This is a genomic window from Dactylosporangium sp. CS-047395, from assembly GCF_050942185.1.
Lineage (GTDB): Bacteria > Actinomycetota > Actinomycetes > Mycobacteriales > Micromonosporaceae > Dactylosporangium.
Map to the genome: position 1 here is coordinate 2,288,269 of NZ_CP192015.1, position 23,956 is coordinate 2,312,224.

16 protein-coding genes and 1 pseudogene are annotated in these 23,956 nt (G+C 72.2%); 6 read left to right on the top strand and 11 right to left on the bottom strand.

The window, feature by feature from the left end:
* Positions 1–5: 5 nt before the first annotated feature.
* Positions 6–134 (bottom strand): hypothetical protein, encoded by a 129-nt coding sequence (locus tag ACQP00_RS10630; protein ID WP_433217787.1) that lies wholly within the window; start codon positions 132–134, stop codon positions 6–8.
* Between the two features lie 314 nt (positions 135–448).
* On the opposite strand from ACQP00_RS10630, the gene ACQP00_RS10635 reads away from it, so the two are divergent.
* Positions 449–1,864 carry an MFS transporter gene (locus ACQP00_RS10635; protein ID WP_433217789.1) on the top strand — a complete coding sequence of 472 codons (1,416 nt, stop codon included), beginning with the start codon at positions 449–451 and terminating at the stop codon, positions 1,862–1,864.
* On the opposite strand, the gene ACQP00_RS10640 is transcribed toward ACQP00_RS10635, so the two are convergent.
* The 3 genes from ACQP00_RS10640 to ACQP00_RS10650 all read right to left on the bottom strand — a co-directional run bounded on the left by ACQP00_RS10640 (position 1,827) and on the right by ACQP00_RS10650 (position 6,178).
* Positions 1,827–3,980, bottom strand: coding sequence for a transglycosylase domain-containing protein (locus ACQP00_RS10640; protein ID WP_433217791.1), 2,154 nt, complete (start codon positions 3,978–3,980; stop codon positions 1,827–1,829). The genes ACQP00_RS10635 and ACQP00_RS10640 overlap by 38 nt on opposite strands.
* 100 nt (positions 3,981–4,080) lie before the next feature.
* On the bottom strand, positions 4,081–4,836 hold the full coding sequence (locus ACQP00_RS10645; protein WP_433217793.1) for a 3-ketoacyl-ACP reductase: 756 nt from the start codon (positions 4,834–4,836) through the stop codon (positions 4,081–4,083).
* A gap of 55 nt (positions 4,837–4,891) precedes the next feature.
* Positions 4,892–6,178, bottom strand: coding sequence for a hypothetical protein (locus ACQP00_RS10650; protein WP_433217795.1), 1,287 nt, complete (start codon positions 6,176–6,178; stop codon positions 4,892–4,894).
* A 336-nt stretch (positions 6,179–6,514) separates the two neighbouring features.
* Between ACQP00_RS10650 and ACQP00_RS10655 the strand changes: the two genes are divergently transcribed.
* Positions 6,515–6,877, top strand: coding sequence for a hypothetical protein (locus tag ACQP00_RS10655; protein WP_433217797.1), 363 nt, complete (start codon positions 6,515–6,517; stop codon positions 6,875–6,877).
* A gap of 1,434 nt (positions 6,878–8,311) precedes the next feature.
* Here the strand turns inward: ACQP00_RS10655 and ACQP00_RS10660 are convergent.
* The 5 genes from ACQP00_RS10660 to ACQP00_RS10680 all read right to left on the bottom strand — a co-directional run bounded on the left by ACQP00_RS10660 (position 8,312) and on the right by ACQP00_RS10680 (position 13,720).
* Entirely contained in the window at positions 8,312–9,919 is a 1,608-nt protein-coding gene (locus ACQP00_RS10660) for a DUF2334 domain-containing protein (RefSeq protein WP_433217799.1), read from the bottom strand.
* 47 nt (positions 9,920–9,966) lie between these two features.
* Positions 9,967–11,139, bottom strand: a complete 1,173-nt coding sequence (gene wecB, locus ACQP00_RS10665; protein ID WP_433217801.1) for a non-hydrolyzing UDP-N-acetylglucosamine 2-epimerase — start codon at positions 11,137–11,139, stop codon at positions 9,967–9,969.
* Between the two features lie 129 nt (positions 11,140–11,268).
* Positions 11,269–12,579 carry a glycosyltransferase gene (locus tag ACQP00_RS10670; protein ID WP_433217803.1) on the bottom strand — a complete coding sequence of 437 codons (1,311 nt, stop codon included), beginning with the start codon at positions 12,577–12,579 and terminating at the stop codon, positions 11,269–11,271.
* Positions 12,580–12,582: 3 nt separating this feature from the next.
* A complete protein-coding gene (locus ACQP00_RS10675; RefSeq protein ID WP_223102416.1) occupies positions 12,583–12,750 on the bottom strand; it encodes an LPXTG cell wall anchor domain-containing protein in 168 nt (55 codons plus the stop codon).
* Positions 12,751–12,928: 178 nt separating this feature from the next.
* Positions 12,929–13,720, bottom strand: a complete 792-nt coding sequence (locus ACQP00_RS10680; protein WP_433217805.1) for a serine/threonine-protein kinase — start codon at positions 13,718–13,720, stop codon at positions 12,929–12,931.
* 163 nt (positions 13,721–13,883) lie between these two features.
* Here ACQP00_RS10680 and ACQP00_RS10685 point away from each other — a divergent pair, with 163 nt between their 5' ends.
* Positions 13,884–14,879 (top strand): LacI family DNA-binding transcriptional regulator, encoded by a 996-nt coding sequence (locus ACQP00_RS10685; RefSeq protein ID WP_433217807.1) that lies wholly within the window; start codon positions 13,884–13,886, stop codon positions 14,877–14,879.
* Position 14,880: 1 nt separating this feature from the next.
* The gene (locus tag ACQP00_RS10690; RefSeq protein WP_433217809.1) at positions 14,881–16,242 is read left to right on the top strand and encodes a serine/threonine-protein kinase; all 1,362 of its coding nucleotides are present in this window, start codon (positions 14,881–14,883) and stop codon (positions 16,240–16,242) included.
* Here the strand turns inward: ACQP00_RS10690 and ACQP00_RS10695 are convergent.
* Entirely contained in the window at positions 16,239–18,914 is a 2,676-nt protein-coding gene (locus ACQP00_RS10695; RefSeq protein WP_433217811.1) for a LuxR C-terminal-related transcriptional regulator, read from the bottom strand. The genes ACQP00_RS10690 and ACQP00_RS10695 overlap by 4 nt on opposite strands.
* 157 nt (positions 18,915–19,071) lie before the next feature.
* Here ACQP00_RS10695 and ACQP00_RS10700 point away from each other — a divergent pair.
* Positions 19,072–19,788: pseudogene (locus ACQP00_RS10700) on the top strand (PP2C family protein-serine/threonine phosphatase); the annotation flags it as partial.
* Positions 19,789–19,984: 196 nt separating this feature from the next.
* On the opposite strand, the gene ACQP00_RS10705 reads toward ACQP00_RS10700, so the two are convergent.
* Positions 19,985–21,019, bottom strand: coding sequence for an FAD-dependent oxidoreductase (locus tag ACQP00_RS10705; RefSeq protein ID WP_433217813.1), 1,035 nt, complete (start codon positions 21,017–21,019; stop codon positions 19,985–19,987).
* Positions 21,020–21,144: 125 nt separating this feature from the next.
* On the opposite strand from ACQP00_RS10705, the gene ACQP00_RS10710 reads away from it, so the two are divergent.
* Positions 21,145–23,790, top strand: coding sequence for a putative bifunctional diguanylate cyclase/phosphodiesterase (locus tag ACQP00_RS10710; protein ID WP_433217815.1), 2,646 nt, complete (start codon positions 21,145–21,147; stop codon positions 23,788–23,790).
* The last annotated feature ends 166 nt before the right edge of the window (positions 23,791–23,956 follow it).

The following is a 23,956-nucleotide window of genomic DNA, read 5'->3' on the forward strand; positions in this document are numbered from 1 at the left end:
TCCTCTCAGGAGAGGTGCTCGCGCTGGTTTCGACGCCGGAGCCGCACGCGGCTTGTCCAGTGCTTGTTCTCGTCGAGCATGTCGAACCGGCGCTGGCGGACGATCTCGCTGAGCAGAGTGTCGTGGATGTTCATGGTGGCGGGCCCCTTTCAACCTTGTGACTCCATCGTGTCGGAGTAAGGCGCCGGTTCCATCGGTATCGCTTACGTAACTCCGCGGCCGCGACATACGTAGACGCCCGCCGCCCGCGCCTACGTATCCCTACGCCGACGTAGTCATCCGGCATCGCCGCAGCTCACGACACCGCGCGGCCGATCATCCCCGTCGATGTGGACGTCTTTCGCCCGACAGGGTATAAATCCGATATGTCGGGCAAGCGAAGCGCCCAACATATCGTGATCAAGCCCGTCACCAGCCAGCCGAGTAGCGGGCCGGACCAAGGCGATGGTTGGGTGTGAGCGTGCATCGGGTCTACAGCGTGGTCGTCTTCATCATCCTGGCCTCGCTCGACAACGTCGCGATCAGCCTCGTGCCGCCCCTCTACTCGCCCATCAGCCGCGCGCTGGGCGTCGGCGAGGGCGCGCTAGGGGTCGTCACCGCCATCGGCTACCTGGTGACGGCGGTGGCCGCGGTCCTCTGGGCGTACGCGGGGGACCGGACCGACCGCAAGCCCGTGCTCATGATCGGCACCCTGATCTGGGCCGTCGGCACCGCCGGGAGTGCGCTGGCCGGCGGCTACTGGACGTTCCTGCTCGCCCAGTTGTTCGCGGCGGTCGGGCTCGGGGCCGTCGGATCGGTCGGGTTCTCCGTGGTGAGCGACCTGATTTCGCCCAAGCGGCGGGGGCTCGTGATGAGTCTCTGGGGGCTGTCGCAGGGCGTCGGCACCCTGGCCGGAGTCCTCGTGGCCAGCCAGCTCGGCGGCGCGAACTGGAAGAACCCCTTCTGGGTGCTCGCCGGACTCGGCGTCACAGCCTCCATCTTGTACTTCACGACAGCCGACATCCGCCGCGGCCAGAGCGAGCCCGATCTGGCGGCGGTGTTCGCGGCCGGCGAGGAGTACGAGCATCGCATCTCCCGCGCCGACCTGCCGAAAATCGTCGCGCGGCGCACCAACGTGTGGCTGATCCTGCAGGGGCTCACCGCGCAGGCCGCGTTCGGGTCGCTGGTCTGGCTGCCGCGGCTCTTCCAGGCGCGCGCCGAGGCGCAGGGCTACGACGAGCGGACGGCGATCGCGGTCGGTGGGCTGCTCGCGACGTTGTTCCAGCTCGGCGGGGTGCTGTCAATCGTCGGCGGGCTGATCGGGGATCGCTGGCAGCGGCGCGACGGCGGGGGACGCGCCAAGGTCGCGGCCATCGGGATTCTTGCCGGGATCCCGTTGTACGTCCTGCTGTTCTTCGCCCCGATCGGCCTGCCGGATCCCGAGGGGCGAGGGGCGCTCGAGATCGTGCTCGGGTCGCTGTTCACGTCGCCCGGGCTGCTGGGGGCGTTCCTGCTCGCCCTCGTGGCGCTCGCGCTGACGTCGGCGAACTCGCCGAACTGGTTCGCGCTCATCGCTGACGTCAACCCGCCGGAGCATCGGGGGACCGTGTACTCGCTCGGGAACCTGGTCAACGGGGTCGGGCGGGCGGCCGGGAACGGGCTGGTCGGGGTGGTGTTCGCGGCGCTCGCGCGGGCCTTTCCGCCGCCGGCCAACCTGGCCATCGGGCTGGCGGCGTTCCAGGTGTTCTTCATCCCCACCGGGGTCATGTACTGGCTGGCGGCGCGCACCTCGCCGGGGGACATCGACGAGGTGCACGCGCTGCTGCGGGAGCGGGCGGCCCGGGAGGTCAGTTCCCGAACGCCCGCTGGTGGCTCGGCGGGGTGAACTGCACGACCGGCTGACCCTGCAGGGCCGCCTTCAGGGTGTACGACACCGCGTTGTTGATGACCGGGTGCGACATCGTCTTGTTGACCTGCGGCCAGTCCGGGTCGGTGAGCATGCCGGCCACGGCCAGCTGCTTGGTCATCGCCACGAAGGTCGCGCTCTTGCCGCTGTCGGTGGTGCCGGTCTTGCCGGCGACCGGGCGGCCGACGTCGTTGTGGGTGCCCATCGCGGTACCGCTGGTCGGGCACGCGCCGAACGCCGACTGGTCGCCGACGGGGCAGCGGGCCATGTCCACCGCCGCGCGGGCGATGTCCGGGTCGACGACCTGCTTGCAGGACGGCTGGCCGGCGTCGATCTTGTTGCCGTTGAGGTCGCGGATCTCGGTGATCGGGGTCGGCGCGCAGTACTTGCCGTCGGCCGCGAGCGCCGCGTACGCGCCCGCCAGGTCCAGCGGCGTCGTGTCGGACACGCCCAGCGTGAACGCGCCCCACTCCTTGGCGTCCTTGGCGAAGTCCGCGTCCTGCTGCGAGCGGAACTGGATGCCCAGCCGCTTCGCCACGTCCACCACGTGGTCGGCCCCGACGCGCTGCTCCAGCGGCACGAAGTACGTGTTGAGCGACATGCCGAAGCCCTGCCACATGTTGAACACGCCGGTCGGGTCGCCCTCGGAGTTCTTCGGGCAGTAGTGCGGGCCGTTGCAGGCCGCGGGGCTGCTCGCGTCGATCGGATAGTTCGACTGGAACTGCGCCTGCACGTCCTCGGTGTGGTTCAGCGGCAGCCCGGACTCCATCGCGGCGACCGCGGTGAAGATCTTGAACGAGGAGCCGGCCTGGTAGCCGGGCACGTCCGGGCCGCCGGTGATGAAGGGCACCGTGGTGTTCGGATAGTTGCCCTTCTGGCCCTTCTTCGCCGGGTTGGTGCTGTTGCCGTTCGCGCTCTGGTCGTTGCTGAAGTTGCGGTTGGTGGCGAGCGCCTGCACCCGCCCGGTCCCGGGCTCGACCGCGGCGACCATCACCGCCTCGGAGTTGCCCAGGCCGACATTCGCCCCACCGACATTGGGCTGATTTTTCGCGTACTTGAACGCCGCCGCCTGCGTCTGCACGTTCAACGAGCTGACGATGGTGTACCCGCCTGAGCGCAGCTTGTTCTCCCGGTCATAGGCGTCGGCGCCGAACGCCGGCTGCTCGTCCCACCAGCGGCGCAGGTAGTCGCAGAGGAAGCCGGCGCCGAGGTCGGCCCGCTGCACCTGCTCGCAGCCCTCCGGCGTGCGCTGCCCGACGATGGTCAGCTTGACCGCCTTGGCCTCGTCGCGCTGCTGCGCGGTGATGTACTTCATCGTGACCATCTGGTCCAGCACGTACGACTCGCGGGCGAGCGCCTTGGGCAGCCCGTCGGCGGTCGCCGGGTCGTTGGTCGAGGGCGCCTTCACCAGCCCGGCGAGCAGCGCCGACTCCGGCAGCGTCAGGTCCTTGGGGTCCTTGCCGAAGTAGACGTGCGCGGCCGCGTAGATGCCGAACGCGCCGTGGCCGAACGTGGAGATGTTGAGGTACCGCTCCAGGATCTGCTGTTTGGTCAGCTTCTTCTCGAGCGCCATCGCGAGCTTCATTTCCTTGAGCTTGCGGGCCGGCGTCTTGGCGGTCGCGTCCACCACGTCCTGCGGGGTGCGGGCCGAGTAGGAGGTCGCCTGCCGCACGTACTGCATCGTCAGCGTCGACGCGCCCTGCTGGTCGCCGCCGTTCTCGTTGTTGACGAACGCGCGGGCCACACCCTTGAGGTCGACGCCCTTGTGCTCGTAGAACCGGTTGTCCTCGGCCGCGACCATCGCCTCGGTCATGAACTGCGACACGTCCGCGATCGGGACGTCGCGCCGGTTCTCGTCGTACATCATGGCCAGGAGCGTCTTGCCGTCACTGGCGTAGACGTAGGAGATCTGCGGCGAGGGCAGCACGTCCAGGTCGGTGGGCAGATCCTCGAAGGTGTCGGCCCCGGACTTCGCGGCCAGGCCGGAGAAGGCCAGCCCCGGGAACGCGGCCGCGGCCACCACCACCCCGGCGAAGAGACCGCAGAGCAACAACGAGGCGACGGCCTTCAGGGCCACATTCGGACGCAGACGCACTCTACAAGCCGTACCCGATGCGGCCGCTCGCGACACGTCATCCGGCCGCCGGTATTCCGTGAAAAACGACACCGGCGGCCGTGACAACCGAATGTGGGCCTTACAGGGTCTTCAAGTGAAAGCCCCCGTCTACGTCGATCACCTGCCCCGTGGAGAACGCCAGCAAACCGCTCGCGATCGCCACCACGGCCTTTCCGACGTCCTCGGGCGTGCCCCAGCGGCGGATCGGCGTGATGCCCTCGTCGAAAATCAGCCGGTCGTACTTCTCTTTGACCCCGCCGGTCATGTCGGTCGCGATGATGCCGGGGCGCACCTCGTACACGTTGATGCCGTGCTCGGCCAGGCGCGCGGCGTACAACTTGGTGAGCATCGACAATCCGGCCTTGGTGATGCAGTAGTCGCCGCGGTTGACGCTGGCGGTGTAGGCGCTCATCGAGGAGATGGTGACGATCTGGCCCTGGGTGCCGGCCGCGATCATGCGGTTGGCGACCAGCTGGGTCAGGAAGTACGGACCCTTCAGGTTGATCCCGACGAGCCGGTCGAACGACTCCTCGCCGGCCTCGAGGATGTCCGCGCGCACGTCGGGCGCGACGCCGGCATTGTTCACGAGCAGCTCGATGTCGCCGAATGCCGCGTAGGCCTCCGCCACGAGGCGGGTGCGGTCATCGGATCGACTGAGATCAGCCTGTACCATGGCGGCCTTTGATCCATGTTTTTCGATCTCGGCCGCCACCTCGCGGGCGGCGTCGGCGTTGCTCGCGTAGTTCACCACGACGTCCCAGCCGGCCCGGGCCAGCGCGATCGCGATGCCGCGGCCGATCCCGCGGGACGCGCCGGTCACGATGGCGGCGCTCACTCGGTGCCTCCGAACCCGCTTCGGGCCTTGGTGGCCGCGATGCTGCGGATGGCGCTCATTCGGTGCCTCCGAAGAACGTGTAGTAGGGACCGTTCTCGATGCGTAGGAGGTAGAGGCCGAGCTCGCGGAGGTGGTAGTCGCCCCACATGCTCGACTCGCCGTTCGGGACCTGCTGACCCTCGTGGATCTGGTCCCAGCCGTTGGGACGGTGGTACACGGAGTGCAACAGCAGCCCCTGATGCGCGGGGTCGGTCGCGACGTAGTGTGTCAGCAGGGTTTGCGCGACCGTGAGTCCCGCTTGGGTGTACCGCGCGTCGTCGAGCGTGCGGCCCAGCCTGAGCAGGCCCTGGGCGCCGATCGCGGCCGCGCTGGCGTCGACCGGCTCGTGCGCGTTGTACGGGTCGGCGGGCGCGTCGAGGTCCAGGTGGGCGATCCCGGGCGCGCCGGTGTCCCAGTAGGGCACGCCGTCGGCCGCGGACGAGTCGATGTAGAAGTCGCACGTCGCGCGGGCGGCCTGCTCGAACGTGTCGTCGTGCTCGTACTCGAGCAGTTCCGCGAAGCCGAGCATGGCCCAGGCGAGGCCGCGGGTCCAGGTGGAGAAGGGGGAGTACCCCTGCTGCGTGCTCGGCGCGCGGAACCGGCCGTCGTTCACGTTGAACAGCGCCTCGTGGGCGGTGCGCCCGCGCACGTCGTAGGCGTCGCGGCCCGCGCCGTAGAACACGTTGAACTTCGCGGTGTTGTACGCGTGTTCGCGCATCCGCACCCGCAGGTCGATCCGCTCGTCGTGCTCGCCCATGAGCACATGCCCGAGCGAGTGCGCGACGGCGAGCGAGCGGCACGAGCGGATCGTGTCGACGAAGAGCGACTGGGGGCCGTTGAAGCTGTAGATGTACCCGGTGCCGTCCTCGATCTTCTGCCAGCGCGCGGCCTGCACGGCTCCCGACACCTTCAACGCGAGCTCGGCCGCGGGCGCCTCGCGCTCGGCGATGCGGCCTTCCTTGACCAGCCGCAGAATCGCACCGTACGTGCTGACGTTGTTGAATCCGTGATCGTGCACCCCGATGTGGCTGACGTGCGGGGCCATCACCCGTCTGGTCTGCTCCAGCCCCAGGTCGCGGAACGTCTCGTCGCCGGTGGCGTCGAACTGGAGCAGCGCGGACCCGACCTGGAACCCCTGCGTCCACTCGGTCCACCCGCGCGCGGTGTACCGCCCGTCGACGGTGAACACGGGCGAACTGCCGCCGACCTCCAGCGCCAGGATCTTCCCCGCGGACAGCTCGAACATCCGCTCGACCCCGCCCAGCAGATCCTTGCCGCCAATCCCCGCCTCGATGCGCAACATGCCGGCGATGGTACCGAGGAAAGCCCTTTCCTGAAAGTGCCAGCGCGTGCGCGGCCGTTTGGTTCGCGCGCATGGCCTCGCCCCGGGTATGCGTGTCTCGCGCTGGGCGTGCGTGTTTCGCGCTGGGCGTGTGTGCCTCGTGCTGGGCGTGTGTCTTTCGCGCTGGGCGTGTGTGTCTCGCGCTGGGCGTGCGTGTCTTGCGCTGGGCGTGCGCCTCTTGCTCTTCGCGTGCGTCTCTCGTGCTGGGCGTGCGGCTCTTGTTCTTCGCGTGCGGTTCTCGGGCGCGTGGTCCGGCCATGCGCGGGCGTTGCTCGTGCGCATGCGAGGATATGCGGCGTGGACATCGCGGTGGAGGACGTCACCGCCCGCTGGGTCACCGCCTGGACCACGGGCCGCACCACGGACCTCTTCAAACTCCTGGCCGCCGCCCCGACCATCGAGACCAACCTGGACCCGGACGGCGACTTCATCGAACTGCTGACGGACTACGCGGCCGCTCTTGAGTCGATCGCGGTCTTCTCCCAGACGGTCCTCGACCGGCGGGCCGCCCTCATCTACGACTGCACCCTCGCGGGCGAGACCTTCCGCCTGGCCGAGTTCCTGACCGTCAACAACGCCGGCCTGGTCACCGAGATCCGCCGCGTCTACGACCTGGACGCCGTCGAGCGTCTCATGCCCCACCTGTTGCTGGAGCACTGACGCGTTCGCTCGCCGCGGCCTTGAGCTGCGGATCGCCGGGGTTATCCACAGGTTCAAAGTTTCTCTTCCGGCGGGGTTGGCGGGGGAGAAAGCTTATGGGCATGAAGGACAGCGAAATCCCGATCGCAGGCCGCGGCCGCCGGCCAGACGACCAAGCCATTCTGCGAGGCCCGCCGAACCTCTCCTGAAGTTCCCGAAATCGCGAACCTCTCCTGAGGTTCCCGAAATCGCGAACCTCTCCTGAGGTTCCCGAAATCGCGCCCGACGGCGCCGGCTGTGGCCGCGTCGACCTCGCAGCCGCGCACATCCCCTCCCGCGGAACCCGCACCGCGCCGGGATGCGTCGCGTCGCGATGTGCCGTGCCCGCGCCGTCATGGGCGGGGCCGGGCCGACCCGAAAGCAACGTCTGCGAGCCCGGGTCGGCCCAGTCCCCGCCAACTTCGAATGGCAACAAGAAAGAGCAACAAAACGTGCGCCCGCCGAGGGGGAGTGCGCACGGCGGAGAGCAGTTCGAAACCCGCGGTGGGTCACGTTGGACGGTGCCGTCGAGCCAGCCAGTGCGGGGTTCGGCGCCGATGACCGAGCAACAAGCGGCTTTCGCGGCCGGCGTGTGCGCTAACGGGGGTGTGCACGCCAAAAGCGACGGGCCTCGGCGCCGATGATCGAGCAACAAGCGGCTTTCGCGGGCCGGCGTGTGCGTTAACGGGGGTGTGCACGCCAGCAGCGAACGGGCCGTTGACATAAAGGAGCACCAACGCGCGTGGGAGGTGGTGCACAGCGCAAAGGCCGGGCGACTGCGCGGCGATAGGGCCGGCGAGTGCGCAGCGATAAGGCCGGGCAAGTGCGCGGTGATAGCGCCGGGCGAGTGCGCAGCGATAGGGCCGGGCAAGTGCACGGCGATAAGGCGCGGCGGGCGAGTGCACGGCGATAAGGCGCGGCGGGCGAGTGCGCGGCGGGCGAGTGCGCGGCGGGCGAGTGCGCGGCGGGCGAGTGCGCGGCGGGCGAGTGCGCGGCGGGCGAGTGCGCGGCGGGCGAGTGCGTGCCGAGCAATGTGAGCCGTCGGCATAGAGCGCGCCCGCTGCAGAAGCCCTCACCGCTGGAAGACCCGCACGGAAGGCAGCGGGCGAGTGCGTGCCGAGCAATGCGAGCCGTCGGCATAGAGGGCGCCCGCAGCAGAGCCCTCACCGCCAGAAGACACGCACGGAAGGCGGCGCGCGGCGAGGACCGGGCGTCGGAGGTTGGCGCGCGGCAAGGGCCGGGCGTCGGAGGTTGGCGCGCGGGGAAGATCGGGCGACGGAAGTCGGGGCATGACGAAGGCCGGGCTCCGAGGGTTCGGAGCCCGGCCTCGACCAGCCGGTGGTTCGCCCGTCGGTCGCGGGACTCAGTGCAATGCGGCCGACGGGCGAATGGGGAGGGTGGGCAGGGGAGGGGGAATCAGGCGACGGTCGTCATCGAGGAGGCCGAGACGAAGGTGTAGCCCAGGCCCTGGATGCCCTCGACGGTCGACTTCAGGTAGGAGGTGCCCAGGTACGGGTGGTAGAAGAAGCTCGCCACCCCGTCGCGGATGGCCAGATTGGCCTTGGCGTTGGCGATCAGGTCGGCCGGCAGCACGGCCGGGTGCTGGTTGAACGGCTCCGGCTCGATGTTGCCGATGTTCTCCGGGATGATCGTGGAGCCGTAGACGTCGCGGACCGTGTAGGGGAAGAACTGGCCGACCATGTGGGCGACGCTGTTGTCGACCGTGGTGCCGGAGAGGGTGCCGGGGAAGTACAGGCCGCGGTCGTAGCGGACGCCGAAGAGCGTGTTGATGGTCTTGTAGTCCAGGGCCGAGGCGGCGTAGTGCGGGGGCTCGAAGATGGTCGGCTGGGAGAGGCCGGCCAGCAGCCAGTCGGCGCGGGAGGCCACGACGCGGGCGGTGACGTTGAGGGCCGAGTCGTTCTTGACCGGGCCGTCGTAGATGACGGCGTCCGAGGCGTCGACGTGGGCGGTGAAGAACTCGAAGTCGTTCGCGCTCACGCCGTCGTACGGGTTGTTCAGGGCGTCGAGCTGGTGCGTGTAGCCGTGCATGAGCAGGGTGCCGCCCTTGCTCTGCATGTACTTCAGGGCGCTGACCACCAGTGGCCGCTGGCGCAGCGTGTAGTCCTGGGCCTTGCCATTGTTGTTCACGCCCTTCGGGTCGCGGTAGCGGCTGTAGACGGCGACGGTGAACGGGATCTTCTTGCTGGACAGGTAGTCGGCGACGGCGCGCAGTTCGGCCGGGTCGGCGTCCGGGCCGACGTCCTCGATGCGGACGAGGGCGCGGTGGCGGGTGGCGGTCTGCGGGGCGAGCACGTCGTACAGCAGGTCCGAGAACGCGAGGTAGCGGTCGTTGGAGGTGATGTACGAGAAGGGGATCTCGCCGATGTAGGTCAGGTTGCCGGACTTGATGCCCCACGGGAACTTCGTGCCGTCGGCGCGCACGGCGTCGGCGACGCTGACCGCCTTGCTGCTGTCGTAGACGGCGTAGTCCATGATGCCGGCGAGGTTGCGGGTGTCGCGGGTCAGCGCGGTGCCCTTGTAGTCGACCTCGGCGACGGTGGAGACGTCGAAGCCCTTCCAGGTGTACCCGTACTTCGTCGCGAAGTCCGCCGAGCGCGCGGTCAGCTGCCAGATGTTGTCGTACAGCCACACGACGGGCTTGCTGGTGGCCAGCACGTCGTCGAGGAAGGCGGTCGGGATGGGCTCGTCGTAGGTGGAGCCGACGTAGACGACCGCGCTGTACTTCTCCAGCTCGCCCTTGGTGTAGGAGCCGACCGGGTGGGCGGTCCAGGCGCCGAAGTGCGAGATGAGGTTGGTGGCCATCATCCCGTAGTCCTCGCCGAGCCAGGCGTACTCGCCCGTGTAGTCGTAGAGGACTAGCGTCTTCGTCGCGGCGTTGGAGCCGGTGGCGCCGGCGCCGGAGACCGTTTTCGCGGTGGTCGCGGCGAGGGCCGGGGACGCCGGAGCGGCCAGGCCGAGCACCGCGACCAGCACGAGGCCGAGCAGAGCTGACAACTTACGCATAGAACTGTGCACCCAATCTCAGAAGTACGAGCTCAGAACCGAAGAGCTCAGACGAGCGAGGCGGACGAGGGCATCGGGGAGGGCAGCGGCGCCAGGCCGAGCATGGCGGCGACGGCCTGCTCGGTGCGCTGCGACGCGAGACCGTCGCCGTAGGGGTTGCCGCTGGCGGTCATCGACTGCCGCAGCATCGGGTCGTCGAGCAGCTTCGCGGCTTCGGCGACGATCAGGTCCTCGTCGGTGCCGACGAGCTTGGCGCACCCGGCCTGCAGGGACTCGACGCGCTCGGTGACCTCACGCAGTACCAGAGCGGGAACCCGGAAGGAAGGGGCCTCCTCCTGGATGCCGCCGGAGTCGGTCAGGGCCAGGTAGGCGCGGGACAGCAGCCGGGCGAGCGCGGGGTAGGGCAGCGGGTCGGTGATCGTCACGCGGGGCACGCCCGCGAGGCCGGCCTCGACCTGGGCCCGCACGGCCGGGTTGGCGTGGGCGGGCAGCACGACCCGGATGTCCGGGTAGGCCTCGACCAGGCGCCGTACGGCGCGCAGGATGCGGTCCAGCGGCTCGCCCCACGACTCGCGGCGGTGCGCGGTGACGAGGACCAGGCGGGCCTCGCCGTGCTCGGCGGCGTCGACCGCGGCGGCCACGCCGGCGTTGTCGAACGGCAGCTCCTTGGCCGCGATCTCCAGGGCCGCGTCCACCACGGTGTTGCCGGTGATGAGCACGTTGGCCGGGGCCACGCTCTCGTCGAGCAGGTTGGTCGCGGCGAGCGCGGTCGGGGCGAGGTGCAGCGCGGCGAGCTGGCCGACGAGCTTGCGGTTGGCCTCCTCCGGGAACGGCGAGTCGAGGTCGCCGGAGCGCAGGCCGGCCTCGAGGTGCACGACCGGGATGCGGCGCCAGAACGCGGCCATCGCGCCGGCCAGGGTCGTGGTGGTGTCGCCCTGCACGACCACCGCGGCCGGCTTGCGGGTCTCCAGCAGCGCGTCGAGCTGCTTGATCATCTCGGTGAGCAGCTCCGGCTGGCTGCCGGTCACGCGCTGCAGCGGCAGCGTCACGTCGGCTTCGACGTCGAAGGCGGCCAGGGCCTGGGTGACCATCGTCGGGTGCTGGCCGCTGGCGACCAGGACCGGGTTCAGGCGACCGGCGGCGCGCATGGCGGCCGCGACGGGGGCGAGCTTGATGGCCTCGGGGCGGGTACCGGCGATGAGGAAGACTTCAGGAAGCATGTGTGCGTCACCTTGGGAGGAGTAAGTGACCGCATCCGTGCGGATAAATCCAGAAAAATCGGGCGAGATCAAATTGGGCCAAATCAAATCGGGCCAAATCAAATCGGGTCAGCTCAAATCGGGCCAGGCTCAAGCAGTGACCGGCTCTTCGGCGAGCCGCTCGGTCTTGGCCCAGGCGTTGCGCCGGGCTACCTGCCGGCCGATCGCCCGCCAGGTCGCGACCAGGCCGAGGATCAGGAAGAACGGGTAGGCCACGGCGGCCTTGAGCAGGACCGAGGTCCGCTCGTCGCCGAGCTGCACCCGGTGCACCGCCGCCCAGACCAGGCCCGGGACGGTCATCCCGACGGCCCAGAAGAGCGCGACCTGGGCCATCTGACCCCACGAGTGGATCAGGACCGTGTCGCCGTGGCCCGGGACCAGGTGCCACATCGCGTAGCCCCAGAGCCCGAACACCGCGGCGGTGCCGAACGCGTTCATCCAGGGCGCGAGCAGGTAGTACAGCATTTCCATCAGCGCGTGGTTGCGGATGCGGCGCGAGGCGATCAGCCGCGGGACGTACGAGATGCACTGCAGGTTGCCCTGCGCCCAGCGGGTCCGCTGCCGGACCAGGCGCTTGACGTCGACCAGGCCCTGCTGCTTGACGTGGGCCAGCGAGGTGTAGCGGATGCGGTCCCCGCCCAGGTGCATGCGCAGCCCGAGCTCGAGGTCCTCGACCAGGCAGTGCGACCAGGGCGCGTTGCCCAGCCGCATCAGCGACGACAGCCGGGCGAACTGCCCGTTGCCGCCCAGGCCGACCGTGCCGGCCGCGTCGCGCAGCAGCTGGCTGGCGTTGGCGATCGCGGCGAACTCCAGGTCCTGCACAGCGCCCAGCACCCGGTTGCGGTTGTGGATCCGCACGCGGACCTGCACCGCGCCGACGCCGGGGTCGCGCATCAGCCGGGAGACCTCGGACAGCAGGTTGGTGCTGCCGCGGCCGTCGCCGTCGATGACGCCCACCGCCACCCGCTCCGGGTCGTCGCCGTTGGCCAGGGTCAGGTCCCGGATCGCCCGGAACGCCGCGTTGAGTGCCTCGCCCTTGCCCTTGCGGGCGTTGGGGAAGTCGCGGCGCAGGACCGTGAGGCCGTGGTGGTCGATGGCGGCCAGTACGTCCGGGGTGCCGTCGTCCGATCCGTCATCGACCACCAGGACCCTGGTGCGCGTGCCCTCCGGTCCGCTGAGCGCCAGGGCGGCGCCGACGGTCCGGCCGACCACCCGCTCCTCGTTGAGGGCGGGCACGACGATCCAGAAGGTCAGCGGCTCGTTGCCGTTCGGCGCGATGGCATCGCGCCGGCGGCGGCGTCCGGCGGTGGCCGCGTCGCCGGCGGAGAACGCCACCAGCGCCAGGTTGTACGCCGGCCACAGCGTCAGCAGCGCGAAGCCGACCAGAAGGATCGCCGTCATGGATCAGGCGGCGCTGCGGTTGAAGCGGGACGCCCGAACCATCAGAAAACCGGTGACCACGAGCGCGATCCCGGCGACGACGATGGCGAAGACCGGGCTTCCGGTGACGGGCAGCGAACCGGCGGTGGCTCCGCCCGTCACGACCACGCCGGTGACCTTCGAACCTGACATGACAGCTTCCCCTCGGCTATCCGGTGGTGGTGCTCGGCGGCTCCTTGCCGGCAACCGTCGTGCACCTTGTCCGAGAAGCTTGGCTTGCCGCCGCGCCGATTACAACGGGTAACAGGGGTGCTGAAGGCAACTCCAACCGAGCACCTGACACGGGCCTTACGCAGCCAAAACGCCTCGGTTACACAACGTGATGAGAGGGTGTGCCGTAGCTCTCAGTGAAGTCCCGGGGCTGCCGCCAGCCGGGTGCGAACTCGGCCCACAGGGAGAGCGCGACGGCGGCGCTGTCCGGGCGCTCGTCGGGGCGCTTGGCCATGCACTGGCGGCACAGCTCGGCGACCGAGCGGGGCAGGCCGGGCGTGAGCACCACCGGCGTCGGGGCGGCCTGCAGCAGCCGGGCGCCGGGCGCGTGCGGGGAGCGGCCGGTGAGCATGTGGTACAGCAGCACCCCCAGCGCGTACACGTCCCACGCCGGGGACTGCTCGACGCGCGAGGCGGACGGGTGCGCGAACGGTACCGCGAGACCGAAGTCAATGATCTTTACACCGGCGGTGGTGAGCATGACATTGTCGGCGGTCAAATCCCGGTGCGCGATCCCCCGGCGGTGCGCGACGGCGAGCAGCTCGGCCACGGACGCGGCGATCTCCACCGCCTCCTGCCAGGGCACCGGGCCCTCGCCCAGGCGGGTCGCCAGCGGCACCCCGTTGAGCAGCTCCATCGCCACGGCCGGCACGTGCACGCCCTCGGCCTCGATCTCGCCGAACGCGAACACCTTGGGCACCGTGGGGTGGCGCATGCGCTGCATCAGGTGCGGTTCGCGGCGCGCGGCGTGGCAGGCGCGGGTGTTGTTCGCGAACGCCGGCGCGAGCACCTTCACCGCGGCCGGCCGGATCCGCTCCAGGTCGACGGCCTCGTAGACCAGCGACATTCCGCCCCGGGCGATCGGACGGACCAGCAGGTAGCGGTCGAGCACCCTGCGGCCAACCTCGATCCCGGACACAATCGACGACTATTCCCTATCCAGGCAGGTTGGCGATAGCCCTGGCGAAGTTCATAAGTGTGATCGAAACCTATAGTTGACATCGCGGTAACTCTGACTGACGCTGACCGCAGGAATCGCTCCCACAGGAGACTTGATGCCTGAGCACACCGCTGAGCCAGCACAACCCACCGTCACCGAGGTCGCCGCCGCCGCGGGGGTCTCCGCCGCCACCGTGTCCCGCGTCCTCACGGGCCGCGTCCGGGTCAGCACCTCGGCCCGGGTCTCCGTGCACGACGCCATCGCCCGGCTCGGGTACGTCCGCCACCGTGCCCCGCGCCGCACCGACCACCAGAGCGCCGGCCTGCCCGTCGCCGCGGTCGTGTTCGAGCCGGCCGTGCGGCTGTTCCGCGACGGCTTCGTGGCCCGCCTGCTGGCCGGGGCCGAGGAGGAGCTGTCCGAGCGCGGCGTGCCGCTGCTCACGATGTCGGCCACCCGCGGCACCTTCGCCAGCTCCACCCAGTTCCTGACCGCGGGCGGGGTCGGCGGCGTGCTGCTGGTCGGCGCGCCCGCGCAGCACCCCCTGGCGGTGTCGCTGGCCGCCTCGCGGGTGCCACTGCGCTCGGCCGGCCGGCCGGAGCTGGCCGTGCCGTTCGCCGACGTCGACAACCGCGACGGCGCCCGCCAGGCCGTCGAGCACCTGCTGCTGCGCGGCCGGCGGACCATCGCCACGATCGCCGGGCCGCCCGACTCGCCGGCCGCCGTGGACCGGCTGGAGGGCTACCGCCGCGCCGTGCTGGCCGCCGGGCGTCAGCCGATCATCGCGTACGGTGACTACTCCACCCCGTCCGGTGGGCACGCCGCCGCGTGGCTGCTGGACCGCACACCCCGCCTCGACGCGCTCTTCGTCGCCTCCGACGCGATGGCCGCCGGCGCGCTGCAGGCCCTGCGCAAGTCCGGCCGCCGGGTCCCCGAGGACGTGGCCGTGGTCGGCTTCGACGACGCGCCGCTCGCCGGGTTCACCACGCCGGCACTTACCACGGTCCGCCAGCCGATCGAGGAGCTCGGCGCGGTCACCGCCGCCCTGCTGCTCGACCCGGCCGACGACGACCCGATCCTGCCGACCGAACTCGTTGTGCGGGCCTCAACGTAGGATGCCCGGGGCCCAGCTGCGGGAGGGCGACATCCTCGCCCGCCGCTACATTCTCAAACAGCCCGTCGCGGCGGGCGGCATGTCGGTCGTCTGGCGCGCCTGGGACTCCACCCTGGAGCGCACGGTCGCGGTCAAGGTGCTCGACGGCCCCATCGCGTCCGACGGCGGGCAGCGCGACCGCATCCGCCGGGAGGCCCGCGCGGCCGCGCGCATCGAGCACCCCAACGCCATCGGGGTGTACGACTACGGCGAGACCGTCACGCCGCGCGGTCGCATCGCCGCCTACGTGGTGATGCAGCTGCTGGAGGGCATCTCCGTCGCGGCCCGCCTCGAGCGGGGCCCGGTGCCCTGGCCGGAGGCGGTGCAGGTGGCCGGCACGGTCGCCGACGTGCTGCACGCCGCGCACCGCCGCGGCGTCGTGCACCGCGACGTGACCCCGGAGAACGTCATGCTGACCAGCGACGGGGTGCGGCTGCTGGACTTCGGCATCGCCGCCGACATCGGCCAGCGCGAGGAGGCGATGACGTTCGGCACCCCGCCCTACGTCGCGCCCGAGCGGCTGACCGGCGCCCCGGCCAGCGGCGCCACCGACGTGTACTCCCTCGGCGTCCTGCTGTTCGAGATGCTCACCGGCGCCCCGCCGTACCCGGCCCAGACCTGGGAGGAGCTGGAGCGCGCCCTGGCCGCGGAGCGCCGCCCGGTGCTCAACGTCCCCGGGCTGCCGGCCGCGGCCGCCGCCGCCTGCCTGCGCTCGCTGTCGACCGACCCGATGCGCCGCCCCACCGCCGCGGAGCTGGCGAGCATCCTGGGTTCGAGCGCACCGGCCGCCCGCAACCGCCGCCGGGTGCTGCTGGCGGTTCCGGTGGTGGTGGCCATCGCGACGGTACTGTCCGTGCTCCTGCTCCGGGACGACGACCCGGACCCGAAGCGGGGTGAGAACGCCGCTCCCGTCCCCTCGGTGAGCATCTACGTCTCCGTGGTGCCCGGCCCGCCCGGCGCCCAGGTCACACCCACCACGAACGGGCAGCCCCGCCGCTCGGGCACGGCCACGTCCGGCGCCCCGGCGACGGGGTCCGCCGCGCCGCCGCCGCTGCCGTCCCCGCTGACCCGCCAGGCCGCGGGCAAGGCCGTCCTGGACGTCGTGGACCGCCGCGAGCAGACCGGGGAGATCCGCGAGGACGTCGCCCTGGACATCCGCAACCAGATCAACAACCTGCTGTCCGACTCCAACGACGCCGCCCGGCGCATCGAGCTGCTGCGCAAGCAGCTCACCGACCGCCGCCGCGACAACGCCGTGCAGGAGGCGGCCTACCAGGAGCTCGACGCCGCCGTGGTGCAGTTCGGCAAGACGTTCAGCACCTAACGTTCGGGTGCGAGGCGGTGCCGGACGGCCCACAGCGCCGCCTCGGTACGCGAGGCCGCGCCGGTCTTGCGCAGCAGGTTCGACACGTGCACCGCGACGGTCCGGATCGAGATGCCCAGCGAGCTCGCCACCTGCTGATTGGTCATCCCGGCGGCCAGGCAGCCCAGCACCTCCAGCTCCCGCGCGGTCAGGTCGCCGCCCGCGCGCAGGCTGTGCAGGAGCGTCTCCGCCTCGGCCAGCCGCCACCCCGGCCAGTGGCCCAGCAGCGCCACCGCGCGCTCGGCGTGCCGGCGGGCCTCGCCGGCCCGGCCCAGCCGTACCAACGCATGCGCCACCGCCGTGTGCACCGCCGCGTCCTCGGCCCGCTCGGTCGCGTCCCCGCGCGCGTCCGGCAGCAGCTCGACCGCCTCGGCGTCGCGGCCCGCGGCCACGGCCAGCAGCAGCCGCAGCGGGACCGGCCGCTCGGGGACGTGCTCCTCGACCACCGCCGCCGGCACCCCGCCGTGCACCGCCCAGCGGGCCGCCTCCGCCAGTCGCGCCGGTCCGCAGCGCCCCACACAGTCGCGCAGGGCCTCGGCGGGGTCCACGGGATGTACACCCCGGGCAGCGACGGCCACCCGAAGCACCCGGACGAGACCCGAGTCGCGGCCCTCGGCGTCGGCGCGGGCGAGCATCCGCACCGCGAGGGGGTCGTCGCCGCGCTCCAGGGCCAGCAGGCCGGCGCGGGCGGTGAACCGGACCCGCTCGACCGGGTCGCCCTCGATCGGCAGGCGGGACCAGACCAGCGCCTCCGCGCGCGCCAGGTCGCCGGTGCGCATGGCGTGGGCGACGCCGAGCGTGGTCGTACGGCCGGCGCAGAACTCCAGGCCGTACCGGCCGATCGTGGCCATCGACTCGTCGAACAGCCGCCAGCCCATCACCTCGCCCAGCCGCGGCAGGGTCACCGCGACCAGGTTGTGCACGGCGCGCCCGATCGTGACCGGATCCTGCTCCTGGGCGGCGAGCTGGCGGGCCGCGCGCAGCAGGGCGACGCCGCGCTCGACGTCACCGGTGAGCGCGAGGGCGGTACCGAGCGTGACCGAGGCCGAGGCGATCCCGGCCCCGGCCCGCTCGCACGCGGCGAGGGCGGTCTCGGCCAGCGGCAGGGCGCTCGCGGCGTCCTCGGTGCGCAGCGCGCTCTCCGCCTCGGCCGCCCGCTGCCGGGCGAGCGAGGCCGCCGACCCGCCGACCGCCGCGGCGCGATCCAGCGAGCGCCGATGGCCGTCCGGGTCCCCGAGGCACCAGCGCACGGCGGCCAGGACGCGGTGCGCATCGGCCGTCTCGTCGCGCTGTTCCGTCTCTTGTACCTCACGCAGCCAGTCACCCGCGTAGTCCGCCGCCGCCTCGAAGCGCGCCGAGACGAAGGCGGCCGCGGCCCCGACGGCGACCAGCCCGGCCACGTTGCGCGGCTCCTCCGGCACGCTGAGCCCCAGCGCGACGAGTTCGACCGCGGCCTCGGGCAGCCCACCGGCGAGGCTGGCGGCGGCACCGCGGGAGGCGGCGGCGCGGGCTTCGGCGGTACGCCCGAGTGCCGCCGCGTGCCGCGCCAGCGCCGCGTCGTCGCCCAGCTCCGCGGCCAGCCGATGGGCGAGCGTGTGCACGCGGGTCCGCTCGCGCGGCATGGCTCCGGCGGCGAGCGCCTCGCGCAGCAGCGGGTGGCGGAACCGCAGCGAGCCGGCCGGCGCGAGGTCGGGCGCGATGAGCAGGAGGCCCAGGTCGAGCAGCCGGCGCAGGGCGGGCTCGACGTCGCCGCCGATCACGTGCAGCAGCACGTCGCTCTCCACCGGGTCGCCCAGCAGCGCGGCCGCCCGGGCCACCCGCCCGACCAGGGCCGGCTCGCTGGTCAGCGGCTCCACCAGCAGCCCGGCCACGTGCGCGGGCAGCGGAGCGGCGGGCAGGTCGTCGGCGGTCCCGTACGCGGCCAGCAGCTCGGCCAGCCAGAACGGGTTGCCGCCGGTGCGCCGCCGGGCCCCGCGCACCGCCTCGGGTGCGGGCGCGCTGCCGTACGTGGCCTCGATCAGCTCGGCGGTCTCGCGGGCGGTGAACGGCGCGACGTGCACGCGCAGGACCGACGGCGAGCCGCCGAGCCGGCGCAGGGTCCGCGCGGCCGCCGGGGCGAACGCCGCCTCCTGCGGGGGCCGGCTCGTGACCAGCATCAGCGCGGGCAGCGACTCGGCCGCCACCGCCAGCTCGGCCACCAGCGCGAGGCTGGCCGGGTCGAGGTCGTGCAGGTCCTCGACGAGCACGATGCCGAACGAGGAGCCGAGCAGGGCCCGCACCACGTCCACCGCGGCGCGCAGGGTGGTCGCCGGGGCCAGCCGTGGCTCGGCGGCGTCCGAGGAGCGCTGCCCGAGCCGGTTGAGCAGCGACTCGTCGACCGGCAGGGACTCGGCCGGGCGACCGTTCAGTACCGATGCCAGCCAGTCGTGCGGCGCCGCGCCCTGGGCCCGCGCCGACCCGCGCAGCACCGTGGTGCCGTCCAGGTCCATCCGCCGCAGCGCCTCGGCGACCAGCCGGCTCTTGCCGCTGCCGCCCTCACCGGTGATCAGCACGATCCCCGGGCGCCGGGCTGCCCACGCGGCCTCGATCTCGGCGAGCTGGGCGGCTCGTCCGATGAAGGGGGCGGTCGGCATGCGGGCCACGATACGCACAAGTGCGTAGAGACGCCCGGGGGATCGATACGGCACGCTGTCACCCATGGCAGAGGGCGTGGCGGAGGGCGTGGCGGAGGCCGACCACCAGGAAGAAGAGACGGCCCCGCAGGCCGAGAGCGGACCGCAGCCGCTCGCCCTGCACTGGGCGGCGCGGACCGAGACCGGCCTGGTGCGCACCTCGAACCAGGACTCGATGTTCGCGGGCGACCGGCTCCTGGCCGTCGCCGACGGCATGGGCGGCATGGCGGCCGGTGACGTCGCCAGCCGGCTCGCGATCGAGGCGATGACCCCCCTCGACGAGGAGTTCGCCGGCAACGACCTGCTCACCGCCCTGCGCACGGCCGTCTCCGACGCCAACCGGCGCATCCGCGACGAGGTCGAGGAGGACCCGGCCAAGCTGGGCATGGGCACCACGCTGACCGCCATCCTCTTCTCCGGCGAGCGCATCGGCCTGGTCCACATTGGAGACTCCCGGGCCTACCTGCTGCGCGGCGAGGAGTTCGCCCAGATCACCAAGGACGACACCTACGTACAGCTGCTCGTCGACGAGGGCCGCATCACCCTCGACGAGGCCTCCACCCACCCGCAGCGCTCCCTGGTCAGCCGGGTCCTGCAGGGCCAGCCGACCGATCCCGTGTACTCCGTGACGGCCGCCCGCGCCGGCGACCGCTACCTGCTGTGCAGCGACGGCCTCTCCGGCGTCCTGCGCGCGGAGACGATCGAGGAGGCGATGCGGGAGTACACGGACCCCGAGGAGTGCGTCGAGCGCCTCGTCGACCTGGCCCTGCGCGCCGGCGGCCCAGACAACATCACCGCCGTGGTCGCCGACATCGTGGGCGACGACGTGCCCGAGCGCAAGGGCCTGCGCAGCCGGCTACGCCACTGGCTCGGCCGCGACGAGATCAGCAACGCCAGGCTTCCTGCCTAGCGGAGCGGATGGTCTTTCGGGCACTGTTGGATACCCTGCGATGTCCTGAAAAGCGGTGGGGGAGCAAGCTCCACCCACACCCCCTCAACACCGCACCGAGTCCCTCCGTGGACGGCGGCCCCTACGCGGACGGCGGCTCCCACGCGGACGGCGGTTCCCAGGCGGCGATCCGTTCTGCCTGGCGCAGCAACACGCGCTCCGGGGTCAATCGCGCCGCCGTGCGGACCAGGGCGTTGACGACCGGGTTGGTGGCTCCGGTGAGCCGGCCGACCTGCCACGATCTGCGTACGATCATCGCCACTCGCGGGCGCCGCACGCGGTCGTACTCCCTCAGCCCGGCGGCCAGGTCCCGGCCGGCGAGCGCGGCGAGCGTGACCGCGTCCTCCAGGGCCTGGCAGGCGCCCTGGCCGAGGTTGGGCGTCATGGCGTGCGCCGCGTCGCCGACCAGGGCGATGTGGTCGCCGAAGCGCATCGGCGCCACCGGGTCCAGGTCCAGCAGCGGATGGTGCAGCAGCGCGGCCGGGTCGGTCGCCGCCACCAGCCGCGGGATCGGCTCGCGCCAGCCCGCGAACATGCGGGAAAGCTCGGCCAGCTGCTCGTCGGGTGGCGTGGTGCGGAGCGGGGCGGGCACAGCGGCGTACCAATAAATCCCGCGTTGTCCCATCGGCAGGAAACCGAACCGCCGCCCGCCCCGCCCCATGGTCTCCCCGCCACCGGTGACGCTCGGGTCCGGTGCGACCACGGCCCGCCACGACACCTGCCCGCTGTCGCGGATGCGGACCTCGGGGGCGTATTCCGCGCGCACCACGCTGCCGATCCCGTCCGCCCCGACCACGAGGTCGGCCTCGAGCGCTCGCACGTCGGTCACGGTGGTGCCGGTCTGCACGGCCAGCCCCGCACCGAGGATCTCGTGCAGGTCCGCCCGGTGCACCCCGAACGCGCCGCTGCCGAGGATCGGCCGGCCGGCCGCCCGCACCCGGTCGCCGACGCCGAGCCGGTCCAGCGCGCGCAGGGCGTTCGGCCAGAGCGAGAGGCCGGCGCCGACCGCCTCGATCCGCGGCTGCCGCTCAAGCACCGTGACGTCCCAGCCGCGCTGCCCCAGGGCCCGGGCCGTGGCCAGCCCGCCGATCCCACCGCCGACGACGATCGAACGCATGTGGCTCCCTCGATAGAGTGACGCTTCGAATTGTCACAACCGGGCAGTAACCCCGGGCGGCTCTCGTCGTTGGGCGGGATGAGCACCACTTCAGCGAGTACCCCCCTCGTGAAAGCGGCACTGCAGTGATCGGCAACCCGCGCACGTTCTGGCTCATCATGCTCACCGCGGCCGCGGCTCTCAGCGCCGCCGCGGTCGTCGGGCCGGTGCTCGGCCTCGTCGCGGTGGCCGCCGCGGCCGGGGCCGCCGCGCTGGTCCAGGCCGGGGCGCTGATCCGCCTCGCGCTGCGCATCCACCACGGGCGGCGCGACTTCGGGCCGTGCCGCGGTGCCGGGTTCCTCGGCATGGGCGCGCTGTTCACCGGGGCCGGCGTGGCCGCCACCGGGCTTCCGGGAGTCGATCCGGGCCTGGTCGCGGCGGGCACGACGCTCATCGCGGCACCCACGTACCTTCTGGGCCTTCTTCTGCTGCCGGGCACCGCGCCGACCCTCGGTGCCCGGCTGCGCCGCCTGCTGGACGGGTCCGGGATCGGCGTCAGCGTCTTCTACTGCGCCTGGGTGCTCGCCCTCGGACACACCCAGCCGCCCGGGACCGCGCCGCTGCGCCTGGCCGTGGCCGTCACCGGGGCGGTGGCGGTGGCCGTCGCCGTCGTCACCGGACTGCGCGCCGTGCGCCACCGTCCCGCGGCGCTGGGCTGCAGCGGAGGGGCCGCCCTTTCGATCGTCGGCCTTGTCGTGTACTGCCTGTTGCTCCTCGGTCACCAACGCACCTGGCCCGCGGCGCCCGCCGCGGTCACCGCCGGCCTGGTGCTCGCCGGCCTCGCGATGGTCGCGGGCCCGTTCCTCGTCACCGCGGGCGCCCGCCGGGCCGGCGACGAGCCCACCCGCCCGGAGGCGTACGACGAGTCGGGCACCCTCGCGGCGTACCCGCTGCTGATGGGGCCCGCCCTCCTCGCCGTCGCGGTGTCGGCGCTGCACCTGCTCACCGGCGGCCGCTTCGACGGCATCGCGGTGGGGCTGGGCGTGGCCGCGTTCGGCGTCCTCGCGGTGCGGGAGCTGCTCGCGGCGCGGGACATCCGCCGGTACGCCCGCAAGCTCGCCGGTCGCGAGGCCCGCTTCCGCACGCTGGTGTCCGGCTCGACCGACGTGACGATCGTGCTCGACGCCGACCTCGTGGTGCGCTGGCAGAGCCCGGCCGCCGCCCGCCAGTTCGGCCTGTCCGACCAGGACGCCCTCGGCCGGCCGCTGACCGACCTGCTGCATCCGGACGACGCCGCGCAGATGCGCGACGCGCTGCGCGCCGTGCTCGACGGGCACCAGCACGTGCTCGTGCAGGCCCGCCTGCGCGACGGCTTCGGCCGCTGGCGCGACACCGAGTCGACGGTCAGCGACCAGCGCACCGCGCCCGAGGTGGCCGGCCTCGTCGTGCACGTGCGCGACGTCGGCGACCGCGCCGAGCTGCAGCGCGCGTTCGACGAGGTGGCCTGGACCGACGACCAGACCGGCCTGGCCAACCGGCGCAAGTTCGTGGCCGCCGCGACCGAGGCGTGCGCCGACGGCCGCCCCGGCTCGCTGCTCGTGCTGGAGCTGGACCGCTTCGAGAGCGTCGCCGACCTGCACGGCCAGGCGGTCGCCGGGGCGGTGCTCATCGAGGCCGCCCGCCGCCTGCGCACCGCCACCGGCGCCGACGAGCTCCCAGCCCGCCTCGGCGGGGCCGGCTTCGCCGTGCTCACCGGTGCGCCGCTGGTGCACGCGTTCGCGCTGGCCACCCGCCTGGCCACGGCGCTGGCCGAGCCGTTCCAGCTGCCCGGGCAGACCGTGCACCTGGCCGCCGACGTCGGCGTGGCCGACCTGCTCGGGGCCGGCAGCGCCGAGGAGGCCCTGCGCCACGCCGACGTGGCCCGCCGCCGCGCCCACCAGCTGGCCCGGGCCCGCGACGGCGGCCGGGTCGAGTGCTACGACAAGTCCTTCGAGGCCGCGCTCGTCCGCCGCACCGAGATCGAGCAGCAGCTGCCCGGACTCATCGGCCGCGGCGAACTCGACCTGGTCTTCCAGCCGGTCGCCGACCTCGCGACCCGCCGGCCGGTCGGCGCCGAGGCACTGTTGCGCTGGCGGCATCCGCGGCTGGGGGCGGTACCCCCGGCGGAATTCCTCGCCATCGCCGAAGAACTGGGCGGCGGGCTGGCCGACGAGATCGGCTCCTGGGTCCTGCACAAGGCCTGCCGCCAGCTCTCCCGCTGGCGCCGCGATGGCCGCGACCTGTGGATCTCGGTGAACGTCTCGGCCCGCCAGCTCGCGGCCGAGGGCTGGCTGCGCACCGTGGCCACCGCGATCGACACCCACGACGTCCCGGCCGAGTCCCTGGTCGTCGAGGTCACCGAGGCCGCGCTCCCGGACGACACCCTGGCCGTGGAGCAGCTCGCCGGCCTGCGCGCCCTGGGCGTGCGCACCGCCCTGGACCACTTCGGCACCGGCCCGACCGCCCTGGCCCACCTGCGCCGCCTGCCGATCGACGTCCTGAAGATCGACCAGTCCCTCTTCAACGAGCCGGCCGGCCGCCGCGGCCCGGCGACGCCGATCGTGGACGTGGTGGTGGCCCTGGCCCGCCGGCTGGGCATCGACGTGATCGCGTGCGGCCTGGAGACCGAGTCGCACGTCGACGTGGTGCGGGCGGCGGGGTGTCCGCTGGGGCAGGGCTTCGTGCTGAGCCAGCCCGACCATGCTGAGCACGTCGAGGCTTATTTGGAGCGGCACCGCGCGCCTACGCTGTGAAAGCGGCTTAATCCGGATAAGTCGGACGCTTCGCACCGCGACTTATCCGATTTATACCCTGTCGGGGGATAAATCCGAGCATGTCGTGGCGCGGAGCGCCCGACATGTCGGTTTCAGTGCCCCGCGCATGCACCAGCCCGAGGCGCCCCGCGCATGTCCCGGCCCG

Coding starts and splice junctions, on each gene's coding strand:
- ACQP00_RS10630 (WP_433217787.1), bottom strand. CDS start 134: ATGAACATCCACGACACTCTGCTCAGCGAGATCGTCCGCCAGCGCCGG.
- ACQP00_RS10650 (WP_433217795.1), bottom strand. CDS start 6,178: ATGTTGCGCATCGAGGCGGGGATTGGCGGCAAGGATCTGCTGGGCGGG.
- ACQP00_RS10660 (WP_433217799.1), bottom strand. CDS start 9,919: ATGCGTAAGTTGTCAGCTCTGCTCGGCCTCGTGCTGGTCGCGGTGCTC.
- wecB (WP_433217801.1), bottom strand. CDS start 11,139: ATGCTTCCTGAAGTCTTCCTCATCGCCGGTACCCGCCCCGAGGCCATC.
- ACQP00_RS10670 (WP_433217803.1), bottom strand. CDS start 12,579: ATGACGGCGATCCTTCTGGTCGGCTTCGCGCTGCTGACGCTGTGGCCG.
- ACQP00_RS10675 (WP_223102416.1), bottom strand. CDS start 12,750: ATGTCAGGTTCGAAGGTCACCGGCGTGGTCGTGACGGGCGGAGCCACC.
- ACQP00_RS10685 (WP_433217807.1), top strand. CDS start 13,884: ATGCCTGAGCACACCGCTGAGCCAGCACAACCCACCGTCACCGAGGTC.
- ACQP00_RS10690 (WP_433217809.1), top strand. CDS start 14,881: ATGCCCGGGGCCCAGCTGCGGGAGGGCGACATCCTCGCCCGCCGCTAC.
- ACQP00_RS10695 (WP_433217811.1), bottom strand. CDS start 18,914: ATGCCGACCGCCCCCTTCATCGGACGAGCCGCCCAGCTCGCCGAGATC.
- ACQP00_RS10705 (WP_433217813.1), bottom strand. CDS start 21,019: ATGCGTTCGATCGTCGTCGGCGGTGGGATCGGCGGGCTGGCCACGGCC.